At 66.9% G+C, this 20,718-nt stretch carries 25 protein-coding genes and 1 tRNA gene; 8 read left to right on the top strand and 18 right to left on the bottom strand.

What is annotated here, in order from left to right:
- The first annotated feature begins 3 nt into the window (after positions 1–3).
- The 5 genes from ACFFIA_RS11145 to ACFFIA_RS11125 all read left to right on the top strand — a co-directional run bounded on the left by ACFFIA_RS11145 (position 4) and on the right by ACFFIA_RS11125 (position 4,179).
- A complete protein-coding gene (locus ACFFIA_RS11145; protein ID WP_377249454.1) occupies positions 4–948 on the top strand; it encodes a UTP--glucose-1-phosphate uridylyltransferase in 945 nt (314 codons plus the stop codon).
- Positions 945–2,228, top strand: a complete 1,284-nt coding sequence (locus ACFFIA_RS11140) for a molybdopterin molybdotransferase MoeA (RefSeq protein WP_377249452.1) — start codon at positions 945–947, stop codon at positions 2,226–2,228. Before ACFFIA_RS11145 ends, ACFFIA_RS11140 begins: the two co-directional genes overlap by 4 nt.
- Complete coding sequence (locus tag ACFFIA_RS11135; RefSeq protein WP_377249450.1) at positions 2,225–2,854, top strand: GNAT family N-acetyltransferase; 630 nt, start codon at positions 2,225–2,227, stop codon at positions 2,852–2,854. Before ACFFIA_RS11140 ends, ACFFIA_RS11135 begins: the two co-directional genes overlap by 4 nt.
- 195 nt (positions 2,855–3,049) lie before the next feature.
- Positions 3,050–3,844, top strand: coding sequence for a divisome protein SepX/GlpR (gene sepX, locus ACFFIA_RS11130; RefSeq protein WP_377249448.1), 795 nt, complete (start codon positions 3,050–3,052; stop codon positions 3,842–3,844).
- Between the two features lie 261 nt (positions 3,845–4,105).
- A tRNA-Ala gene (locus tag ACFFIA_RS11125) sits at positions 4,106–4,179 on the top strand.
- A 64-nt stretch (positions 4,180–4,243) separates the two neighbouring features.
- Here ACFFIA_RS11125 and ACFFIA_RS11120 read toward each other — a convergent pair.
- From ACFFIA_RS11120 to ACFFIA_RS11050, 15 genes are all read right to left on the bottom strand, one after another.
- The gene (locus tag ACFFIA_RS11120; RefSeq protein WP_377249446.1) at positions 4,244–5,500 is read right to left on the bottom strand and encodes a tyrosine-type recombinase/integrase; all 1,257 of its coding nucleotides are present in this window, start codon (positions 5,498–5,500) and stop codon (positions 4,244–4,246) included.
- Positions 5,490–5,693 carry a helix-turn-helix transcriptional regulator gene (locus tag ACFFIA_RS11115; protein WP_377249444.1) on the bottom strand — a complete coding sequence of 68 codons (204 nt, stop codon included), beginning with the start codon at positions 5,691–5,693 and terminating at the stop codon, positions 5,490–5,492. The genes ACFFIA_RS11120 and ACFFIA_RS11115 overlap by 11 nt, the downstream gene beginning before the upstream one ends.
- A complete protein-coding gene (locus ACFFIA_RS11110; RefSeq protein ID WP_377249442.1) occupies positions 5,674–5,886 on the bottom strand; it encodes a hypothetical protein in 213 nt (70 codons plus the stop codon). The genes ACFFIA_RS11115 and ACFFIA_RS11110 overlap by 20 nt, the downstream gene beginning before the upstream one ends.
- Before the next feature lie 123 nt (positions 5,887–6,009).
- Positions 6,010–7,584 carry a replication initiator gene (locus ACFFIA_RS11105; protein WP_377249440.1) on the bottom strand — a complete coding sequence of 525 codons (1,575 nt, stop codon included), beginning with the start codon at positions 7,582–7,584 and terminating at the stop codon, positions 6,010–6,012.
- On the bottom strand, positions 7,581–8,501 hold the full coding sequence (locus ACFFIA_RS11100) for a DUF2637 domain-containing protein (protein ID WP_377249438.1): 921 nt from the start codon (positions 8,499–8,501) through the stop codon (positions 7,581–7,583). The genes ACFFIA_RS11105 and ACFFIA_RS11100 overlap by 4 nt, the downstream gene beginning before the upstream one ends.
- A complete protein-coding gene (locus ACFFIA_RS11095) occupies positions 8,491–8,745 on the bottom strand; it encodes a hypothetical protein (RefSeq protein WP_377249436.1) in 255 nt (84 codons plus the stop codon). The genes ACFFIA_RS11100 and ACFFIA_RS11095 overlap by 11 nt, the downstream gene beginning before the upstream one ends.
- Position 8,746: 1 nt before the next feature.
- Complete coding sequence (locus ACFFIA_RS11090; RefSeq protein ID WP_377249434.1) at positions 8,747–8,959, bottom strand: hypothetical protein; 213 nt, start codon at positions 8,957–8,959, stop codon at positions 8,747–8,749.
- Positions 8,956–9,525 (bottom strand): hypothetical protein, encoded by a 570-nt coding sequence (locus ACFFIA_RS11085; RefSeq protein ID WP_377249432.1) that lies wholly within the window; start codon positions 9,523–9,525, stop codon positions 8,956–8,958. Before ACFFIA_RS11085 ends, ACFFIA_RS11090 begins: the two co-directional genes overlap by 4 nt.
- Before the next feature lie 73 nt (positions 9,526–9,598).
- Positions 9,599–9,949 carry an RRQRL motif-containing zinc-binding protein gene (locus ACFFIA_RS11080; RefSeq protein WP_377249746.1) on the bottom strand — a complete coding sequence of 117 codons (351 nt, stop codon included), beginning with the start codon at positions 9,947–9,949 and terminating at the stop codon, positions 9,599–9,601.
- A 767-nt stretch (positions 9,950–10,716) separates the two neighbouring features.
- The gene (locus ACFFIA_RS11075; protein ID WP_377249430.1) at positions 10,717–11,127 is read right to left on the bottom strand and encodes a DUF6197 family protein; all 411 of its coding nucleotides are present in this window, start codon (positions 11,125–11,127) and stop codon (positions 10,717–10,719) included.
- Positions 11,124–11,594 carry a DUF6197 family protein gene (locus ACFFIA_RS11070; RefSeq protein ID WP_377249428.1) on the bottom strand — a complete coding sequence of 157 codons (471 nt, stop codon included), beginning with the start codon at positions 11,592–11,594 and terminating at the stop codon, positions 11,124–11,126. Before ACFFIA_RS11070 ends, ACFFIA_RS11075 begins: the two co-directional genes overlap by 4 nt.
- Before the next feature lie 122 nt (positions 11,595–11,716).
- Positions 11,717–11,983, bottom strand: a complete 267-nt coding sequence (locus ACFFIA_RS11065; RefSeq protein WP_377249426.1) for a hypothetical protein — start codon at positions 11,981–11,983, stop codon at positions 11,717–11,719.
- Positions 11,980–12,789, bottom strand: a complete 810-nt coding sequence (locus ACFFIA_RS11060) for an FtsK/SpoIIIE domain-containing protein (protein ID WP_377249424.1) — start codon at positions 12,787–12,789, stop codon at positions 11,980–11,982. The genes ACFFIA_RS11065 and ACFFIA_RS11060 overlap by 4 nt, the downstream gene beginning before the upstream one ends.
- Before the next feature lie 131 nt (positions 12,790–12,920).
- Complete coding sequence (locus tag ACFFIA_RS11055) at positions 12,921–13,976, bottom strand: hypothetical protein (RefSeq protein ID WP_377249422.1); 1,056 nt, start codon at positions 13,974–13,976, stop codon at positions 12,921–12,923.
- A gap of 39 nt (positions 13,977–14,015) precedes the next feature.
- Positions 14,016–14,342, bottom strand: a complete 327-nt coding sequence (locus ACFFIA_RS11050) for a hypothetical protein (protein WP_377249420.1) — start codon at positions 14,340–14,342, stop codon at positions 14,016–14,018.
- Between the two features lie 183 nt (positions 14,343–14,525).
- Here ACFFIA_RS11050 and ACFFIA_RS11045 point away from each other — a divergent pair, with 183 nt between their 5' ends.
- Entirely contained in the window at positions 14,526–15,365 is an 840-nt protein-coding gene (locus tag ACFFIA_RS11045) for a hypothetical protein (protein ID WP_377249418.1), read from the top strand.
- 21 nt (positions 15,366–15,386) lie between these two features.
- Here the strand turns inward: ACFFIA_RS11045 and ACFFIA_RS11040 are convergent, their stop codons facing one another.
- From ACFFIA_RS11040 to ACFFIA_RS11030, 3 genes are all read right to left on the bottom strand, one after another.
- Positions 15,387–16,124, bottom strand: coding sequence for a GntR family transcriptional regulator (locus ACFFIA_RS11040; RefSeq protein ID WP_377249416.1), 738 nt, complete (start codon positions 16,122–16,124; stop codon positions 15,387–15,389).
- Positions 16,125–16,750: 626 nt separating this feature from the next.
- On the bottom strand, positions 16,751–17,932 hold the full coding sequence (locus ACFFIA_RS11035; protein WP_377249414.1) for a Fic family protein: 1,182 nt from the start codon (positions 17,930–17,932) through the stop codon (positions 16,751–16,753).
- A gap of 538 nt (positions 17,933–18,470) precedes the next feature.
- Complete coding sequence (locus ACFFIA_RS11030) at positions 18,471–18,830, bottom strand: MmcQ/YjbR family DNA-binding protein (protein ID WP_377249412.1); 360 nt, start codon at positions 18,828–18,830, stop codon at positions 18,471–18,473.
- 873 nt (positions 18,831–19,703) lie between these two features.
- Here ACFFIA_RS11030 and ACFFIA_RS11025 point away from each other — a divergent pair.
- Positions 19,704–20,153: an XRE family transcriptional regulator gene (locus tag ACFFIA_RS11025; RefSeq protein ID WP_377249410.1), complete on the top strand. Its 450-nt coding sequence runs from the start codon at positions 19,704–19,706 to the stop codon at positions 20,151–20,153.
- Positions 20,150–20,701 (top strand): hypothetical protein, encoded by a 552-nt coding sequence (locus tag ACFFIA_RS11020; protein WP_377249408.1) that lies wholly within the window; start codon positions 20,150–20,152, stop codon positions 20,699–20,701. Before ACFFIA_RS11025 ends, ACFFIA_RS11020 begins: the two co-directional genes overlap by 4 nt.
- Positions 20,702–20,718: the final 17 nt, after the last annotated feature.

Here is a 20,718-nt window from a genome sequence, read left to right as displayed (position 1 = left end):
GACATGTCGGAGCACGCAGCCACCACCCTCCCCTCTGGTCGGCGAGCCGTTAAGGCGGTCATCCCGGCCGCCGGCCTGGCCACCCGCTTTCTGCCCGCCACCAAGGCGGTGCCCAAGGAACTGCTGCCGGTGGTCGACCGGCCAGTTCTCCAGTACATCGTGGAGGAGGCGGCGGCCGCCGGGGTCACAGACGTCCTGCTCATCACCGGGCGGGGTAAGACATCGATGGTCGATCACTTCGACCGCCAGCCCTACCTCGAGTCGCGCCTGGAGGAGAAGGGCGACAAGGAGCGGCTCGCGGCGGTCCGCAAGCCCAGCCAGCTCGCTGACATCTACACCTGCCGCCAGCACGAGCCGCTCGGGCTCGGCCACGCGGTGGGGTGCGGCGAGGCGCACGTGGGCGACGAGCCGTTCGCGGTGCTGCTGGGCGACGAGTTCGTCGACCTGGCCGAGCCGCTGCTCCCGGCCATGCTCGAGTTGCAGGCGCGCACCGGCGGCATCGTGCTGTCCTTCATGGAGGTCCCGCCCGAGGAGACGAAGCGCTACGGCATCGCCTCCGTCGCCGCCCCGGAGCCGGAGGTCGCCGACATCGGTGAGGTGGTGCGGGTGACCGGGCTGGTGGAAAAGCCCGCGCCGGAGGACTCACCGAGCAACCTGGCGGTGCTGGGGCGCTACGTCCTCCCGGGCAGCATCTTCGAGGCGATCAAGCGCACCAAGCCGGGCAGCGGGGGTGAGATCCAGCTGACCGACGCGATGGCGCTCCTCCTGTCCGAGGGGACCCCGGTGCACGGCATCGTCTACCGCGGCACGCGCTACGACACCGGGATGCCGCTGGGCTACCTGCAAGCCGTGGTGCAGATCGCGAGCCAGCGGGAAGACGTCGGGCCGGCGTTCCGGGAGTGGCTGGCAGCATTTGTAGAGGAATCGCCGGTGGTGAGGACGACATGACATCAACGGCCGATGCCGAGGCGGCCGCCAACGAGCTGACGCCGCTCGCCGACTACCTGGGCAGCGTGCTGCGCAGGTTGCGGCCGCTGCCACCGCTCGACCTCGACCTCACCCAGGCATACGGCAACGTGCTCGCCCAGGACGTCGTCGCGGCGCACGCCTATCCGGCGTTCGACCAGGCGGCGATCGACGGGTACGCGGCGCGCTGGGAAGACGTCGCCGCCGCCTCCGCCTCGCTCGACGGGGCGCCCCGGGCGAGCGGCGTGCGGCTCAACGTCGTGGGTGACCTCGGCGCGGCCAGTTGGCGGCCGGTGCGGCTCACCGCGGGGACCTGCTTCTCGGTCGCCGCGGGCGCGCCGCTGCCGGCCGCCGCCGACGTCGTGGTGCCGGTGGAGTGGACCGACCAGGGCATGGCGGCCGTCGAGATCTTCCAGGCCCCCAAGCGGGGGTACGGGCTGCGCCGCGCCGGCGAGGAGTTGCCCGCCGGTACGACGTTGGCCCGCGCCGGCACCGCGATCAACCCGGCGCTGGTGGCGGTGTTCGCGGCGACCGGCATCGGCCACGTGGTGGTCCGCTCCAGCCCGCGCGTGGTCGTGGTGGCCACCGGCGACGAGCTGGTCGACGTGGGCCGGGCCAGCCAGCCCGGCCAGGTGGTCGACGCCAACTCGCACGCGCTCACCGCCGCCGCCGTGGAGGCGGGCGCGATGGCGTACCGCGTGGGCATCTGCGACGACGACCCGGAAGGGCTGCGCGGGCTGCTGGAGGACCAGACGCTCCGCGCCGACATCATCGTGACCACCGGCGGCACCGGCACCGGGCCGGGCGACATGGTGCGGCGCATCCTCTCCCGGCGCGACGGGGCGGTGACCTTCCAGGAGGTCGCGCTGTATCCCGGAACCACCCTCGGATTCGGTACGGTCGGGGGCGAGGAGGTGCCGATCGTGTGTCTACCGGGCGAGCCCGCGGCCGCACTGATCGGCTTCGAGGTGCTGGCCCGCCCCGCCATCCAGTTGCTGGCCGGGGCCGAGCCGGTCTTTCGGCCGAGCGTGCGCGCCCACCTGCTGGAGACCGTTCCGTCACCGGCGGGGCTGCGCGAGTTCCGGCCGGCCCACGTCGCCGAGCGGCGCGGCGGGGGCTACACGGTCCAGCCGCTGCCCGGCGGGCCGTACACGATGAGTGGGCTGGCCGACGCCAACGGGCTGCTGGTGCTCGGTGAGAAGGTCACCACCGCGACCGCCGGCTCCACTGTGGACGTGCTGTTGCTGGACCGGCGCAGATGATGTTCGGGGTGTCGCCAGGCTGGCCGGTCGTACTGGTCGACGGTCAGGTCTCGCTGCGCCCGTACCGGCGATCCGACGCCACCGCCTGGGCGGAGGTGCGGCGCGCCAACCAGGAGTGGTTGGCGCCGTGGGAGTCCTCCCCGCCCGGCCCCTGGGCCGAGCTCAACTCGCCGAGCGCCTTCCGCTACGTGCACCGCGACCAGCGCCGCTCGGCCCGGCGGGGCGAGAGCATGCCGTTCGCCGTGTGCTTCCGTGGCCACCTGGTCGGCCACCTCAACCTGGGCAACATCGTGCGGCGGGCGTTCTGCTCGGCGTACGTGGGCTACTGGGTCGACTCCCGCGTGGCGGGGCAGGGCATCATCCCGACCGCGCTGGCGCTCGCCGTCGACCACGCGTTCGGCCCCGGCGGGCTGCACCGCGTCGAGGTCAACATCCGGCCGGAAAACAAGCCGTCCCGGCGCGTGGTGGAAAAGCTGGGCTTCCGCGAGGAGGCATACCACCCGCGGTACATGCACATCGACGGCGCTTGGCGCGATCACATCGGATACGCGATGACGAGCGAGGAAGTCGCCGCCGACGGTGGTCTGCTGGCGCGGTGGCACCGGCTGCGGGCGCCGGCCGGCTGACGCCCCCTTTCGTCTCCCTGGCCCTGCCTTTTGGGGCATCGTTGATCTTTGTGCCCGAGGCTTGCGGCGCGGCGTCCCTTGTTCCTGGTCAGCCCCCTTTAACCTCAGTTAACTGGGACAACGGCGACGGCTAAGGCGGCGGCGACTCTGGCGGCGCCGTGGCGGCCACAGGTCGCCGTAGGGGTGACGGGAGGGGTGAGGGTGCCGACCTCGGTGCTCCTCGCCGTCCTCGCCGCGGCTGGGCTGCTCGCCCTCGCGCCGGCGCTGGTACGCCGGTACGACGCGACCGAGCGCTTGGTGGCGGAGCGGGCGCAGTCGACGGCACGGGTGCTGCAACGCCAGCGCCGTCGCCGCACTGTGCCCGGACCACGTCCGATCCGCGTATCCCGGGTCGTCGTCTCCCTCCGGCCCGCCGCGCCCGTCTCCGGCATCCCGGTCTCCGCGGCTCCGGTCTCCGGCGCGCCCGTGTCCGGCGGTCCCACGGGTCGCCGGGGCCGGCTGCGTGCCGTACCCCAACGGTCGGGACGCCCGCGCCGCCGCCCGCCGGTGCGCCGCCACACGCCGGCCGTGTACCGGCGCCGCCGCGTACTCGCCGCGCTCTTCCTGCTCAACCTGGTGGAGCTGGTCGGCGTCATCGTGGTCGGCCCCGGCTTCTGGATCAGCGTCTCGGTCACCGGCGCGCTCCTCGTCGTGTACGTGGTGCACCTGCGCAACCGCGCCCTGGAGGAGCGCCGCCGGCGCCGCCGGGAGGCCCGCGAGGCGGCGTGGCTGGCCGCGCGGCAGGCCGAGGTACGGCGCGAGCAGGCCCGCCGGGCCGCGCTGCGGAGGGAGCAGCAGCGGCGGCTGGCGGCACAGCGGGAGGCGGTGCGCCGGGCCGCGATGGGGCTGGAGACGGGCGTACAGGCGCCGTCGGTCTCGTACCGGCGGGCTGGCGGGCTGCGCGGGCGTGCGTACGAGGCAGGGCGTCCGGGGGCGGCACACTCGGCCTGAGTGTGGTGTGCTCGGACCTCGCGCCGCCCGTGGGGGTGCTCGCGCTTCGCGCGGCGCGCGGCGCGCCTGGGCGCGTGGTCTGCTTTCGCGCGGCGCGGCTCCGCGCTGCTTCGCGCGGCGCGGCTCCGCGCGTGTGTGGCCGCCGCGCGGCGCGCCGGCATCTGATTCGCGGAGCGGGCGGGCGACCTGTTAGCCTTGTCGCCGGTCCGCTGCCAGGTTTGCTGGTGGCTGGGCTTGCTTGCTGGGCTCCGGTCCAGCGGCGGGGCTGTGGCGCAGACCGGTAGCGCACCTCGTTCGCATCGAGGGGGTCAGGGGTTCAAATCCCCTCAGCTCCACCCAGATAGGGTTTGACCAGGCAATACGTTGCCGCAAGATCAGTAGGACCAATCTCGGCCCAAACTAGCCTTGATCTTGAGGTTTTGCGGTTCGTCGGCGTTCGGCGTCGGCGGTGCGGAGTGCGGTGCTGACGACGTTGCGGCGGCGCTGCTTCTTGGGCCACCAGTGGACGTAGGTCTCCAGGGTGATGCGGAGGCTGGAGTGGCGTAGGGCTCGTTGGACGTCGGTGGGGTCAGCGCCGGCCGCGATGAGCGAGGTGGCGAAGTAGTGGCGCAGTGAGTGGAATGTGCCTTCGTCGGGCCAGCCGGCCGCAGCACGCCATTTTTGCCACATCTTGGACCAGTGCTGGTCGTGGATCGGTCGGCCTTGTTCGTCCGTGAACAGCAGGGCGACCGGGCGGCGTTTCGCGGGTCTGCCGGGGTCGGGTGTTCCGGCGGTGATGTCGGGCAGCTCGACGGTCACGGGTGGGTGGTTGCGGATGTGTTCGGCGAGGATGAGGCCGACCTCGTCGTCCAGGTCGACGTCGCCGACTGAGCCGGCTTTGGGTGGGGAGAGGTAGAAGCCGCCGTACTTGGCTTTGTGGAACCGGAGCTGTTGAACGACGTGAACCTCTCGGTGTAGGTAGTCGATGCAGCGGGTGCCGTCCTCGGTTCCGAGGACTTCGCCGAGTCGCATTCCTTGCCCGGCGCCGAGCCAGATGGCGGCGAGGTATTCGTCCGGTACGACGTCCACGAAGGCAAGCACGTCCGTATCGGTCGGCACCCATTTAGGGGCGCGGGAGAGGCCGCGCAGGATGGTGGAGAGCCGGATTGCCTTGCACGGGTTGTCTGGGATGACTTTGTCGATGACGGCCGCGTTCATGATGGCGTTGAAGACGTCGAAATAGGTTTTGATGGACGATTGGGCGGCGTTGGCTTGAAGGAGTTTCGCGATCCATTCCAGGACGTGGGTTACGTTGATCGCGCGGATCGGCCGGTCGCCGAAGTATGGGTAGTGGTGGTGGCGTAGCCGCGATTCGAGGTGGCGTTGGTATTCGAGAGCTTGCCCGATCTGGCGGGAGAGTCGCCAGCGTTCGGCGTACTCGCGAAACGTGGTACGCCGCTCACTCTGATCGGTTCGGGTTTCCTCAGCGGTGCCGGTCCGGGCTGCCAGGTCCCATGCTTCGGCGTCGGTTTTGCGTTCAAACATCCGCTCGCGAGGTTGGCCATTGGCGTCTTGGTATCTGACTCGCCAGCGTTTGCCTCGCCCGTACCGGGCGGACTTCAGGCGTTCCTTGTTCGGGCCGCGTTTGGACAGGTACCAGCGGTCGTCAACGGCCATGTTCACCGACGTTCTGCTGATTGATCAGCCAGGCGCGTACTTCCGCAGGGTCGTAGCGCAAATGCCGGCCGACCCGGGAGGAGGGCGGACCGATGCGGCGCTGTCGCCACTTGTAGAGGGTGTCGGGAGAGACACGCAGGTAGCGGGAGACGTCGTGGATGTCCCAGAGGGGTTCAACCGTCGTGGTGGTCATCGGTGGGCGCCTCCTTTCGGGTGGCGGTGAGGTAGACGCGGACGTAGCCGGTCCGGTCGGCGTGTCGGGTTTGGGTGCGGTAGGTGGTGTTGTCGCCGAGGAGTTGTCGGGCGTGGCGGGTGAGTTCGGCGATGAGCGCCTGGGCGTGGTCGGGGGTGGTGATGATGCGGGCTTGCAGTAGTGGTGCGGGCATGGGGTTCCTCCGGTTGACGGATGTGGGTCTGTCGCGGGGTTGGTGCTGCTCGACGCGGCGAGCCGGCGGGGTGAAGGTTCCTCTGTGGAGTTGTCAAGGTGCGGGTGCGTTGACACGTACGTGTCAAGCGGCGTGAGGTGGGGCCGGGGTGGCGGGGTTGGTGGCCTCGTCGGTGAGGGCGTCGAGGCCGGCTTGGTGGTAGGTGCGGGCTTGGGCGGCGGCGGTGCGGGCCAGGAGGGCGTCGCCGGTGGTGATCCAGCCGGTGGCGTGGTAGCCGAGTTCGGTGATGACGAGTTCGGCTTGTTGGTCGTCCCAGGTTTCGGGGTGGCCTTGGGTGCGGCGCCAGATGGCGCGCTGCGCGCGTTGGAAGCCGTAGGTGACGGAGAAGCCCCGGCTCTTGGTGGTGATGTGGCCGCCGTAGCCGTATTGGTGGGCGTAGCGGCGGAGGCGGTGCCAGCCTTCGGTTTCGCCGAGGGTCCAGCAGGCGCGGATGAGTCGGCCGAGGTGGGTGTCTGGTGTGGCGTGCAGGTCGATGGTGAGTTCGTCGAGGCGGGTGAAGATGCGTCCGGTTGCCTCGGTGGATTTGGTGACGTATTTGGCGATGTAGCCGGCGAGGTGGTTGAGGTCGATGGTGGGGCCGCCGGGGGCGTTGACGTGTTTGACGTCCAGGCCTTTGGCGCCCCAGGTGATGGGCCAGCCTTCGGGGTTGGCTGGGTGCGGCGCCGACGTGTGGGTGGTGGTGGCGAACGCGTCCCGGATGGCGGTTTCGAACATGGCCCGGGTGATGACCGGCGGTGGGGCCACGATGGCGTCGGGGCAGTCGGGGTTACGGCCGTCGAGGCGGATGACGGCGTGGTAGTGGATGGCGCCTCGGTGTTGGAATTCGTAGACCTTGGCGTACTTGCGGCGTAGTTCGACACCGTGGGTGCGGCCGAGTCGGTCGAGGTTGCGGTCGAATCGGATCATGGTGCGGCGCCACAGTTCGGGGGCTTCGTGGTGCCAGACGGCGTGGGCGTTGTAGTCGTAGCAGTCCAGGCACAGCGGTTGCCCGATCCGCGAGTCAGCAGCCGAATGGCGTTCCCGGCAACGCTGCTCGAGGCCGTGGGGGCAGGCGCGGCCGAACGGGTGGCAGACCGAAGCCCGGCAGGTACAGCCGTCTTTGTTTCGGCAGTCGGCGGCGTGGACGTCGACCACCCTGCGGTGCACCGGGCCGAAGGAGGGGGCGGTGGCGGTGAGGAAGATGGCGATGTGGTCGTGCAGGGGTGGGATGCCCCACCGGTCACCGGTCAGGCCGGCTTTGATGAGGTGGTAGGTGTCGCGGCGGTAGACCTCGGAGCAGGACGGGCAGACGGAGGCGCGGCGGTTGCCGCACGGGGTGTAGATGACGCCGTCGGGCATGTCGGCGGTGTCGAAGGTGGCCATCCGCTCACCGGCGGGGTTGTTGACGTGGATCTGTCCGGACAGGCGGATCGGCCGCCGGCATTCCCCCACGCCCTGGACGTGACGGAGCCAGTCCGGGTAGTCAGGATCAGAACCGCGGGCGAAGGCGGTGGCGACGGTGGCCGGGGAATGGCCGTGGACGTAGCCGGCGCGGGGGTCGACGGGACGGGTTACAGACCAGGGCCAGGTTTCGGCGGATGCTCCCGTGCCCGAAACCTTGGGGGTTTCGGGTACGAGAGGAAGCGTCGATACGCTCACCTGGTGGCTCCGATCGTGGTGCCGTTGTGGGCACCGGTGTTGACGGTTGGTTCGGGGTAGAGGACGTCCAGGACGTCTCTGGCGGTTTTGGTGGGTACTCCCAGCCGGACGGCGAGGGGACCTGCGGTGATGGGTTCGCCGTGTTCTTGCTCGTACGCTTCGGCTTGCCGACGTGCGCGGGGCAGCAGTGCCGCCGTGACCGTGCTTGCCGTGCCGGTAGCCGCAGTCGTGCTCGCGGCCGGAACGCTGGCCGGTTGCTCGACCTTGGGGCGGGGTGGTTCCTCGGGTGTCGGGGTCGGTTCGGGTGCTGCCGGTGCGGGCGGGATGCTCGCGGCGGTGGCCGGGTTGGCGGGTTCCGGGTGCGTCGTCGTGGTGGCCGGTGTCATGAGTTCGGCGGCCGGGCGGACCGTTGCCGGTGCGGTGTCAACAGACGGTGCGGGGGCTACGGTGGCCGGCGTAGGTGCCGTGACAGGGTTGGGCCGGGTGTGACGCTTACCGGTTGCCAGGAGTGCGGCGGTGGCCATGAGCATGAGCCCATCGACAGCGAGTGGGCCGATCCAGACGGTGAGGGTTTCCTCCCCGTAGTGGTCGAGTAGGCCGGACAGGTGCCGGTAGGAGACGATCGCGGCGACCAGGGCGACGGGCGGGAGCCCGATCCAGCGCAGCAGCACCCACGAGACGCCGGTTGGCCATGGCGTGCGGGCGAGGATTTCGATCGCGATGAACAGGAAGACGGGCCAGATCATGGCCGAGATGACCGCGCCAGGCTCAGGAGACCAGTCAGCCGGGACGTCGTCAGGCTTGATGAAGGAGTGGGCGATGTTCGCGGCGATAGAGCCGAGTCCGCCGAGGATGAGGCCGATGTAGGCCCAGAGACGACCGGTTGCCTTGCGGGCAGATGTGGTGTTAGCGGCCATGGTGGTGCCTCCGGGACGGCTGGTCACGCCGGGCGGGCGCGGAGGCGGGCGGGGTGTCCTTGTGGTAGGTGGAGAAGGACAGGACGGTGACGTTGTGGAAGCCCTGCTCGCGGATCAGGTGTACGAGGGTGTGGTTGACGTCCTCGATCGAGCGGATGGGCTGGTGCAGGGTGACGTCGAGGTTGCCGAAGGCGAGGGCTCCGTTGGGGGCCTGGTTGGCGAAGGAGATGAAGTAGCGGTACATGTCAGCGTCCTTTCTCGACGGTGGGGCCAGAGCGCTGTTTGCTGGCGAAGGCTTCGTGTGCGCAGGCGGCGCAGCTCTTGCGTGGGAGGTAGAAGGTGAGGCGGGCTGTCATGGGCCCGTTGGTGGTGTTGCCGCAGATGTGCGGGTACGGCTCGTCGGTGGACACGTCTCGTCCGAGGACGTGGGAGGCGCCGATCCAGCGGTTGGCGGTCATGGGCTCACCCCGGGGTCGGGGTGATCGGTGGCGAGTTCGCGCATGGCTTCCCAGTCGGGGGCCGCGATGCCGAGTGCGTCGGCGAGCATGTCGCCGATAGCGGCGGTGGCGTTCATCCGGGCGCGGATGACGGTCCGGTTGTTGACGTAGCTGTGTGCGTAGGTTTGGCAGTCGGCGTAGTAGCGGTCAGCGATGGTGCGCAGCACCTTCTCCGCGCGGTGGATGGTGTCCGCGTCGTTGTCCTGTGTGGACGGCTGACGGTGGGTGGGGATGTAGACGGTGATGTCGGGAAGCTGCGGCACGGTCGCCAGATCGGTGTCCGGTGGCCACAGGTTGGTGATGCCGAGGCAGGCGCGGCAGCAGTCGGTGTCGTAGCCGAGCGTGTAGAGCGCGGTGAACAGCAGTTCGGAGGCGTAGCCGCCGCTGGCCGGGAAGACAGCCCGGCCGTCACAGCTCAGACAGAGGGTGTGGCAGCACGGGCAGATGCGGTAGACGGGTCCGAAGACGGGGTGGATGCCGGCGGGCATCATGCCGTCCACGCAGAGCAGGCAGCGGTGAAGGTTCATGGCAGTCTCGCCAGCAGGAGGCAGAACAGGTAGACGCCGGCGAGGATGGCCAGAAGGATGAGGACGTCGGTGTTCATGGGTGTACCTCCGGTTCACAGGTCAGGCAGGCGCCGGTACGGCGGGGGATGTAGTAGTCCCGAACCTCGGTGCAGGACGGGCAGGTACGACGCGCGAGCAGGGCGCGTTGGACGGCGGCGAGTTGCGCCGGGGTGGCCGTCCGTTTCGGGACGGCGAGGTCGATGCGGTAGAGGTAGGCGCGGCGGTTACCGCGACGCCACAGGATTTGCGCGGCGATGTCCTGCCCACCAGGACGCAAACCGCGTTGACGAAGCTGCCGCACGGTCGCCAGACCGTCCGGGGCCATCTTGTAGGGGTAGGTGGGTCGGCCGTACTTGACGCCGGTGGGGTCGTAGAAGACGACCATCGGGTCCTCCTCATCGGACACCCCGGTCTCGCCCGGGATGGTGTCGGTGCCGGGGAACGGGTTCGCGGCCGTGTACTCCTCGCGGTCCTCCTCTTCCGGGAGGAACCAGGTGCGGCAGACGCCGCAGCCGACCGGGCCTTCTTCCAGAACGGTCGGAGCGATCCGGATCTTGCGAGGACATTCGCATTCGCACGGGATCGGGTTGTTGTTGTTCGTCCGCCCCTTCTTGGCCCCCACGGGTTCGGGGTGGCGGAACGCGCCCAACGCCTCACCCAGCTGGCCAATGACCGGCTGGTAGTGGGTGATGGTGTCCGGGTTGAGGGTGCAGGGCGAGAAGCCGAGCTTGTCGTCCTTGGTGGCGGTCAGGCCCAGCTCGGCGGCGAGTTTCGCGAAGTGTTTGTTGTGCCAGCGCCCCTGACGTGAGGTGTCTTGAATGTCGCGGGCGGCGGCCAGGCCGTGAGTGGCCTCATGCAACAGGGTGGTGAAGACCTCTTCCGGGCTACGGGACAAACCCTCACCCGATACGAGGACTTCAGGGAGTTGGGTATCGCCGTGCTGCCAGCGCAGGTTCGCGAAGTGCCCGTACTTGAGGTACTGGGAGGCTTTGCCGGTCGTACCGGCACCGACCACGATGACAGCCGCGGGCACCTCGGCATGCCGATCGCGGATCGCAGCCCACGCGGATTCGAGTGCCGCGACCAGCGCGGCGGTGGTGAACGGGTTCGGGTTTTGACACGTACGTGTCACGTCAGGGGTGGCGACAGCGGTCATCGGGCACCGCCGTTGGTGTCGTCGTAGGCGGTGGCGGCGGCGCGGAGTTCGTTGGTGACGTCGATGACCGAGCGCCAGGCGCGGTCGTTCCAGGTCTCGATCGCCAGGCGGATGCGTCGGGTCTGGTCCGGGTCGAAGGTGTGGCCCAGGTGGGCGGCGAAGACCCGTTCGGCGACCAGGATGCGGGTGGTCTGGTTCTTGCTGCGGTCCTTGGCGTCCGGGCTGGGACGGCCGCAGACGACGATCCGGATAGCGCCGGTCACACACGCCGGCGGGCAGGACGTGTAGCCCTCGGGGTAGAGAGCACCTTTGAGCCAGCCGTGCTGGTCGATGTAGTCGGCGGCGGCGCGGAGAACGACCGCCGGGTTGGCGTCGGCCGGGACCGGGGTCAAAACCGGGGTGGTCATCGGGCACCTCCGGCGGGGGTGTGGGTGGTGTCGTAGTAGCCGGCGGCGGCGTCGAGGGCGTAGGTGACGTTGTCGACCGTGCGGCCGTCCTGGTCGTTCCAGGCATCACCGAAGGTGCCGTAGAAGATCTCTTCGCCGTACTCGTTATGGGTGACGTTCGGGTGCGCGTCGGTGAGGTAGTCGTCCAGAGCGGCGCACGCGCGGGTGAACAGCCGGTTGTAGTCCGGGCTGGTCTGGTGGGTGGCGATCGGGAGAGGGCGGCCGAAGACGGCCATGCCGATAGCGCCGTAGGCGCAGGCGGGCGGTGTGGTCAGCAGCTCGCGGCGCCGCACGTCCTCGTTGGGGTAGAGGTCGCCCTGGTGCCAGCCGTGAAGGCGGATGTAGATCGCGGCGCAGCGCAGCACGTCAGCCGGAGTCACGTCCTCCGGCAGTGCGGGCGCGGTGGGCGGGTTTTGGGTAGGGTTCATGGTGGCCACGTCCTTTCGTGGGCGTTGGTCGGGGCCGGCGGACCGGGCGTTGCTTGCTAGGGCTTGGTTCCGGTTCGCCGGTTGTCCTATGTGGATATGGAGTACGAGTGCGGCCGGCAGAGTCAGTGCCGGTGGCGGATGCGGTCTCGCGCCGTCTGGTAGGCGGCGGTGTCACGGTTGCGGGCGCAGCGGCGGCAGGTGCCGGCGGTGACGAGGTAGTGGCGGGGCTTGACCCAGTGCCGGCAGGTGGGGCAGTGGACGGCCAGGACGCGGCCGGTGTTGCGGTTGTAGGTGCTCAGCACGGTCCGCAGGTGAGTGGCGAAGTCCCGCAGCCGGTCGGTGTCGATGGGGCGCACGTGCAGGCGGCGGGTGGTCGTGGTGGTGGTCATGCGACCTTCTCCGTTTCGGGCGCGGTGGTCGGGGTGGTGGTGCTGTCGGGGTGGCGGAGGTAGGTGGCGTAGTCGGCGATGCGGATGATGTCGGCATCGGTGAGGTAGGCGGCCTTGACGCGTTTCGGGGTGCCGCCTTCGGCGATGAGGAAGCCTTCGCCCTGGTTGTCGGTAGCGATGGAGTTCGCGGTGAAGCCGCGTGCGTGCCAGCCGTGGCCGAGGATGATGTCGGAAGAGACGTCGTTGGTGGTGCGGCCGGCGAACCGCCAGGCGAACAGGTCGCGTAGAGACGGCGGAATAATGTCGGATGAGGGTCGTTGGGTGGCGGCGGCAACGATGATGCCGACAGCGCGGCCACGCGAGACGATGTCGCGTAGCAGCGCGGAGAACAGTTCCTGGTCTTTCTTGTCTCCGGCAGTGGCGGAGAAGTAGGCGATCTCGTCGCAGGCGACCAACAGTTGGCCGAAGACGTCGTTGGGGCGGACCTTACGACGGCGGTGCGCCTTCAGGTATGCGTACCGGTTGTCCATGACCTTCTGCACCCGTAGCAGGGTGCGGATGGCCAGGTGGATGTCCGGTCCGACGAACACGTCGGCGCAGTGTTCCCACAGGCCAAGCTCGACCTGTTTGCCGTCCAGCAGGCACAACCGGGTGTCGGGGCACAGTGCGGCGTGTCCGACGATCGTGTTGAGGAGGCTGGACTTGCCAGAGCCGGGTTCGCCGCCGATCAGGATGTTGCGGTACATCATTGGTACGTGGACCGGGTGGCCGAATTCATCGATGCCGAAATAGATCGGGTCGAACATGGACAGCAGTCCAGCGGGCACCCGATCCGAAATTGTCGGATTCACGGGTTGCTCCCAAGGGCAGGGAGGGGGCACGGGACCGTTGGTGTCCTATGGGGACGAAGGTCCCGTGCCGGCCTCTATCTATGTGGTTAGGCGTACTCGGAGTTGTCTGGCTCCGAAGGGGTGTTGCTGTTGCGGGGGTTGCGCGGTTTGCGCGAGGTAGAGGTGTCCGCTGAGGCGGTTACGAGGTCGTCGTTGAGGACGTCGGCCAGGTCCAGGCCGCCGAGCGGTGGCGTGGCGGGTGAGACCGGGATGGTCGGGACGTCCTTGGGCAGCAGGCCCGGTAGCGGGGAACCGATGTGCTCGGTAAGGGTTTCGCGGCGGGTGATGTCCACCCGGACCAGCGCGGCCCGACTACGGGAGGCGCGTTCGACGCGAACTTCGTTGGCCCAGCAGGCCACCGCGAGGCGAGCCATCTGACCCTCTTGCTCCAGGTCGTGGATGGACAGGCCGGGGCGTAGCCACACCCAGACCCGTTCGCCGACCGGGGTCGGTCGGGCCAGCAGGATCAGCGGCAGGGTGCCGTCCCGGTCGGTACGGATCAGCCGGGCGAAGCACAGCCGGAGCCGGTGCCGGACGATCAGGCACCACGACCAGGCGGTCACCTGGCGGCGGATCGGGCCGACCGTCGCGGGCACACCCACGACCAGGACCACGACCAGCAGCGACACCACCACATGAGTGGCGGTCATCAGCCAGACCCAGCCGTAGACGAGGCCCAGACCGAGGCCGATTTCCGCAGCCCAGTGCCACAGCACACGCAGGACCGGCCAGGCGATGACGAACGCACCGACGAGGGCGCCGACCAAGCCGCCGATGAAGACGCCGACGATAGCGCCGAGGATCGGGTGCATGTAGTGGGAGGCGACCGTGGCCGACAACAGGCCAACAACAGCGGTCACCACGAAGAACGCGATAACAGCCCGGCGCACGAACGACCGGGCAACTCCGGACTCGACAATGGTGACGGACCCGCCACGAGGAATCACGTTCAGAGGAGAACGACCAGACGAGCCGTTCGACTTCGAGCCGTTAAACTTGAACACGGCAGATCTCTCCCATTCAACAGGGATGTAGAGGCTGTTGGTGGACGGACCCGGGGTTCGCAGACGACGCCAACCGAAGGCGACCCCGTGTCCGTTCACGCGATGAAACGCTGACACGTACGTGTCAAACAGCAGGACTCAGCCGGCCGGGGTCAGCACCCGCAGCGCCGAAGCGCGGAAGGCCACACCGGAACGGACCTTCCCGTCCCGGTCCGACACCCAGGGCAGCGCCTCCAGATCGACCGGCACGACGAGCTGACCCACGACGACATCCGGCTTGACCTCGGAAACCACCGTGACGTTCAACATCTCGCCGCCCTGGTCATCCAGAGCCATCACCTGAACCGTCCACATCGGAAGGTTCGTCACCCGGTCGAACTTCTGCTTCCCCGTGTTGTCCACCTTCGGACCCGGGACCGTCGTAGCCGTGAACTGCACGTTCGCGGTGTTCACCAACAGACGCATGGCATCACTCCAAAAGACAGGGGCGCGCCCACCATGAGCGACTGCCCGATCTAGTGCCGCAGTTGCGGCCCATGCCACCATCGTATACGTAACTTCGTATACGCACAAGGGCAAGTTTGCGGACCCGCATCTTCCGGGGTGTCCAGCACCTACGGCAGGGGAGCACTCGGGCAGAATCTCGGTATGACCCGACTCGTCCTCACACCTGAACGACGAGCGCAGCTCGTTGAGCTGCTTAGCGATGAGCGCAGGCTAGAGGCCGAGTACCCGCAGGTCGCGGAGTATCTGAACACCGCGCCGGGTCTGGCGGGCACCGGTGACGATGAAGCGGATCGCGCATTCGACTTCCGAATGCTGAACTATATGACCGGCGGCAAGTTGACGAGCGACAACCCGTACTGGGACATCGTTGCGCCCGCCGTCACCACAGAAGGCGGAAGACGGGTCGCTAACGGCGGGAGGCCGCAGGGCAGCGCTCGACTGGCCTACGCACAGACCGTGCTACAGGCAGGCTACGCGTACGCGATCCCCTCACCGGAAACCATCGGCTGGGCAGCTCGGTTCTGCGAGGGCAAACCGCTCATCGAGATTGGCGCCGGGCGGGGCTACTGGGCGGCGCAACTCTCCTACAGCGGGCTCAGGGTTGACGCCTACGACGTAGAGCCGCCCGATCGAGCCGACAACGAATCGTTTCCCCGTGTAGTTGGGCAGACGGATGTCTGGCACCATGTCGGCAATGCAGACGAAGCCAATATCCGTATGCAGAATAGCGCCGATTCAGTGTTGTTCCTCTGTTGGCCACCTGGATGGGACAACCCAATGGCATCAGAAGCGCTTACTTCATTCGAACGAGCGGGCGGAGCGCATCTGATATATGTCGGCGAACCAAGGGGCGGCAAAACCGCGAACAACACCTTCTTTGACGCTCTAGACAATCGCTGGCAACTTGAATCTGTGGACGAACAGTTCGTGTCCTGGTGGAACCTAGCGGATACCGCACAAGGATGGATCCGCCGTTCGTAAGTTCCACCAGGAACACAGAATCTACTGATTCGTTAACCTGTTTGTCTCGACGTCAAGCGTCATTCGGAACATGAAGGCATCGTAGCGGTCACGGGGATACGACACGTCGGACAGCATGACCAGGTGCCCGTCAGCGGCAACAAACCTTTGATGCACATGCTTCACCAAATCACCTGGTGTCGTACGAAGCCAAGCCGAATGCACTTCTGTCGGAAGCCTGTCAGAAATGGTCTCCTCCAGAAATGCGGCTTCCGAGATATCGGGTACCTCAGGTCGTTGATAGGTGTCCGATATCGAAATGGGCTGTCCACCCTCCGACACCTTCGTCACGACGTGAGTGATCACATCTCCGGGCGAAAGGTCGAACGCTTCGGCTAGATCCTCCGGGGCAGGAATCTGCTCGATGTCGCGAAGGATTTCAACGCTAGACTCCGACTCATCACGAAAAGTCTCTGACGGACTCTGCAATTGTCGTTCAGGTGATACCCGAATAAGCGTGGGGCGATCCGCCACGAAGATCCCCCGACGGCGAACTGACCTTACCAATCCTTGACCCTGAAGCAGCTCAATGGCCTTCCGTACAACGATATCGGAGACACCATTTCGCTGCGCAATCTCGGCATAACTGGGTAGTTGCGACCGGGGTGGGATATCGCCGCTACGAATGCGGCGGGCGTACTCACCCGCGATGGTCACGTAGGCAGGTTCCGGCATATTAAGTCCTCTCGCCGATATCTGGTAGCCGGCCACACCCAGCATACGTCTCTTCGTATACGAAGACAAGCGGATTGCTATGCAGGTAAGGGTTGTTGCGCAGATCTGAATATGTCAACTTCCGCATCACCCCCACAGGTCTCTGAAGTCCCAGCAGTGCAAGCTCCCGCGCGGTCTGTGAGAAGTTTCTTTACGGGTTCAAGGCGGCCCGCCTCCGCGGGCCGCTCGCGCCGCCGACCAGGGGCCGCCCACAAGGGGCGCCGCTCGGGGACCCCGCCGCCCCCTAGCTGTCGCTGGCCGGGGGCGGCACCCCGGCGGTGATAGCCCCGCCGGCGGCGCGAACATCCCACATGACAAGAAGCCCCGGGCCGCCTTGAGAACAGGCAAGCACACGGGGCAGAAGAACGAGGAGGACCGGCCTGCGGCCGGACTCATTAGAAGAAAGGTGCCTCCGGCGGGGGCCTCCGACTCCAGGATGGTTGAAGATCCATCCCGTCCACCGACGACCCAGGCAGAGCCGAGCAGACCAGGGCCAGGGCGCCAAGGTCGTTCGTCCAGTAGGGCGCTCCACCTTGGCGCCCTGGCCCTGGTCTGCTCCCCGTGGGTGGGTCGACGGCAGACGGGATGGAGGCTAGTTCGGGCGGTCAAATGGATTGCTCAGCGAACAGACCCTAGGCGCTCATCCGATCAACAATCTCGATGACCTTGGTAGCGCCGAAGATACGCCCATAGCTTCGGCCGGTCATTTCGTTCAATACCTTAATCTCGACAAGATGGTTGATCATCCTTGCAGCTTGCATGGCTGTGACATTATAGCGAGCCGCGACGACAGCGGCCGTGACAACCGGCCACTCAATCAAGTCCTCTAGTAAGTTATGGATTGCACCGGACCACCGCCGGTCGTTGACCGCTTTACGCGCCTCACGCAACCAGTCCAATAGCAAGCCCGCATTGGTAATTAGCGAGTCACACTGTTCACGTACCGCATGACAGAAAAATTGTGCCCAAGGATTCCAATCACCGGTGCAGCTAACCAGCAGCAAATGATTCTGATAGTCAGAGCGTCGCCTAAGGAACCACGGAGAGACGGTAAGCGCAGGATAGTTGAGCGCACCATCTCGAAGAAGCTGAAGCACAACAACGAGCCGACCAATGCGACCATTACCGTCCCCGAAGGGGTGAATAGTCTCGAATTGGTAATGGATCAAAGCAGCACGCAAGACGGGAGGAAGGTTTGCCAGCGGATTTTGCACCCAATTTTCCCACTCATCGAGCGCCGCGTGCAGCCGATCGTCAGGAGGCACCGGAACGAAGCGGGCTTCTTGTATGGGGCGATCACTCGCACCAATCCAGACTTGATCCTGCCGGAGACGCCCTAGATCCCTCGGTGGCGTGTCCGCGTCTTTCAAAAGCTCCATTTGTAATTCGCACAGAAATCCCCGACTGATCGGCCTATTCTTTACTAACTCAAACGCCATAAGAGCCACACGCTCATAGGCTCGGATTTCTGTTATCTCTGGTGATAAGAATTGAGTACTGGGCAGTTGGGCCTCTAGAAGATCACGCAGGGCGCCATGAGTGCCCTCAAGGGCCGACGTGTCGAGCGCCTCTCTCCAAAGGGCGGGACGTATGAGGAGCCGTGGATCGGGCAGCTGAGCGCATGCGAAGTCGAGTTTTCCTAGCGCAGTCGCAGCCTCTGCCACCGCCGTCCATGTTTGGGAAGACAGGCTCACATCTGACGGCAACGGATAAGGATTGAACGCAAAGTAGTCAAACTCGCCGAAACGGGCATCATTGCCCCTGATCGGCACAAGGTGCCCAACCGGACTGCCCCCAAGGGCCTCAAGATCCACAGATTGATAGTCTACCGTACCGAGGCGTTACATCTGGCACAGCGTTTGAACATGCCACGTGCATTTGGGTGTCCTACACCAACATCCAAGCGCTCAAGACGTTCTAACGAGAACCAGCTACTGGGGCATCGGCCCGGCGGCACTGCCCTCAACAGCCAATACTGGCTACCCCAAACGGTAGCAGTACGGGCAACGTACCGAGAGCTACCGACACGCCGACAGCCCTCTTGACAAGATCGTCCGGCCCAAATCCGGCCCAACCGAGAGCGACCAGCGATGACCAACGTTGGCAAACGTTGACCGTCTTCGCCCTGGTCGGAGGGGTGATCCGTCCGATAGGTGCCCATTGAAGCGATGCCGGGGTGTATGGGGTTCAAATCCCCTCAGCTCCACAGAATTAAGGCCCTGACCAGGAAAAACGCTGGTTAGGGCCTTAAGTTTGTCTATGCGATTTGAATCACCCCCCGAAAACTCCCCGCAAACGCCGGGGCGACCACGTTCGTCGGGGCGGGGTGGGGCCTGTCCGCGCTGCGGGGTGTCAGGCGTCCAGCCGTTTGACGAGCGTCGCCGGCGCGATCGTGCGGTAGGCGTCTTCGCAAAGCTCGGCGATCTCGGCCCAGTCGACCTCGCCGTCGAGGCGTACGCCCAGCCAGCCGCGGTGGCCCACGTAGGGCGGGCGGAAGAAGCGCTCCCTCGCCTCGGCGGTCAGCTCGCCCTGCACGCCCGCCGGCGCGGCGCACCACAGGTGGGGGAAGTCGTTGTCGTGGTGGCCGTGCTCCCACAGCGTCACGAAGGTCTTCTTGCCGCGCACGAACCAGGTCGGCGCGCCGTGGCTGAGCCTCTCGCTCACCTCGGGGAACGCCATGCAGATCGCCCGCAAGCGGGTCACCGCCGTCATCCCGGCAGACTAGCGGGCGGGCGGGCGGCGCCGAGCACCACGCCGTCCGGAGGCCCCGACGGCGCGCACTCCGGCCGGAGGTAAAGAGCGAGTACCGGCCGAGGTCCATTTCTGGTCGTTTCAATGGGCCGGAAATCGCGGCAGAGAATTGCGCGAGACGGTGGCGCGGGGCGCCATTCGCGGTTGTTGAAACGTCGTGAGCAGGGGAGATGCTTGACCTGGAATGTGGTTACTGTCCGTATGGCCGCGATTCTGTGCATCGCTCTGGTGGCTGAACGGGAAACCTCAAGATCTTGCCGAGAAGTGAGATCGGCCCGCTCGGGGGCACGTCAGCAAACCTCCCTCTTATCTGCACATTCCGGATATGCCGGGATCGGCGATCGGAGCATCCAGGGAAGGTAGTCGATATCATGGTCGTCGCGTCAGAAATCTGACCAGCCGTGACCCGTTGTGCGGTTGATCCGGGGTGACTAAGCTGACCGGTGCGCGCCCCTATCGCCCGCTTCCCCCGTGGCAGGCGATCGGGGCGCGCTTCTTTGTGTGCAGCCCTAACTTTCCGCCTTGATCTTGAGCTTGGGTATTTCGGGCATAGCCGGGCACAAGACCTCTCTGGCCTGTCCTTGTCCCCGCCGTCGCTGTCCCGCCGATATTCCCGGTGTCAACTAACATGAACGTTCTGGTCGAGTTTCTTTCACGCGAGTTGACATTGTGCCCCCTTGGTCGCGAGGCTTGTCCCGGACCGCCGGCCATAACGGGGGGCGCTCTCGTCTTCGCAAGAGCGCCGAGGGCGCGTGTCGGCGGCGGTCACCGGTGTGGACCGGGGCAGGCTCCTGGTCCACACCGGTCGGCCCGGTCCATCGGAGGTGATCCCCGGTGACGACTCCAGATGAGCCGCGCACCCTCGCCGAGAAGATCAACCAGCTCTTCCGCACGATCCATCCGCGTGACCGGGGGCCGTACAGCAACGAGGAGGTCGCCTCCGCCATCCGCGACGGCGGCGAGAGCATGTCCGCCACCTACCTGTGGATGCTCCGCCGAGGCGAGCGCGCCAACCCCACGATGCGCCACCTCCAGGCGCTCGCCGGGTTCTTCGGCGTCGCCCCGGCCTACTTCTTCGACGAGGCCGTCACCCGCCGCACAGACCGCGACCTGGAGCTGCTCTCCAGCCTGCGGCAGTTGGGCGCCAAGCGGGTCGCGTTGCGCACCGTGCTGGAGAGCGCCGGGCTCTCCGAGGCCAGCCAGCGGCTTGTGCAGCAGGTCGTAGACCGCTGCCTGGAGCTGGAGGGGCTGAGCGAGGAGCCCGCGCGGGAGGCACAGCGGTGACCCCGTGGCTGAGTCGAGACGAGGGCAACGACAAGGACATGCGGCGGCTGCGCCGCCACTGCGCCCGCCTCGTGCGCGACATCGAGGTGCCGGTGCCGTTCGACGCGGAGGCGCTGTGCCGCGTGGTCGGTGACCGGATCGGCCAGCCGATCCACCTGCTCCCGGTCGCGATGCCGGCCGACGGCCCGTCGGGGCTCGTGATCAGCGGTACCCGGGCGCACTACCTCTGCTACGACAGCGGCACGCGCCCGCTCCACCAGCAGCACATCATCGCCCACGAGGTGGGCCACCTGATCGCCGGCCACACCACCGGCCACGCCGAAGACCACGACGAGGGCGCGCCGGCACTGCTGTCCACTCTGGATCCCGCGATGGTGCGGCGGGCACTGGCCCGCGACACCGGTTACGACCGTCGCGAGGAGGCCGAGGCCGAGATCATCGCCGACCTGCTCCTACAGAAGGCACATTCGTGGTCGCCGGAGCGCACCTGGCACGTACCCATGGATGCCGCGGACGTGGTGGCCCGGATCGAGCGCTCACTAGGGTGAGCCGGGGAGTGAGTTGG

Source organism: Phytohabitans kaempferiae (assembly GCF_042433955.1).
Classification (GTDB): Bacteria; Actinomycetota; Actinomycetes; order Mycobacteriales; family Micromonosporaceae; genus Phytohabitans; species Phytohabitans kaempferiae.
The sequence above is the reverse complement of the archived record's forward strand: the minus strand, read 5'-3'. Positions and strand labels throughout refer to the sequence as shown.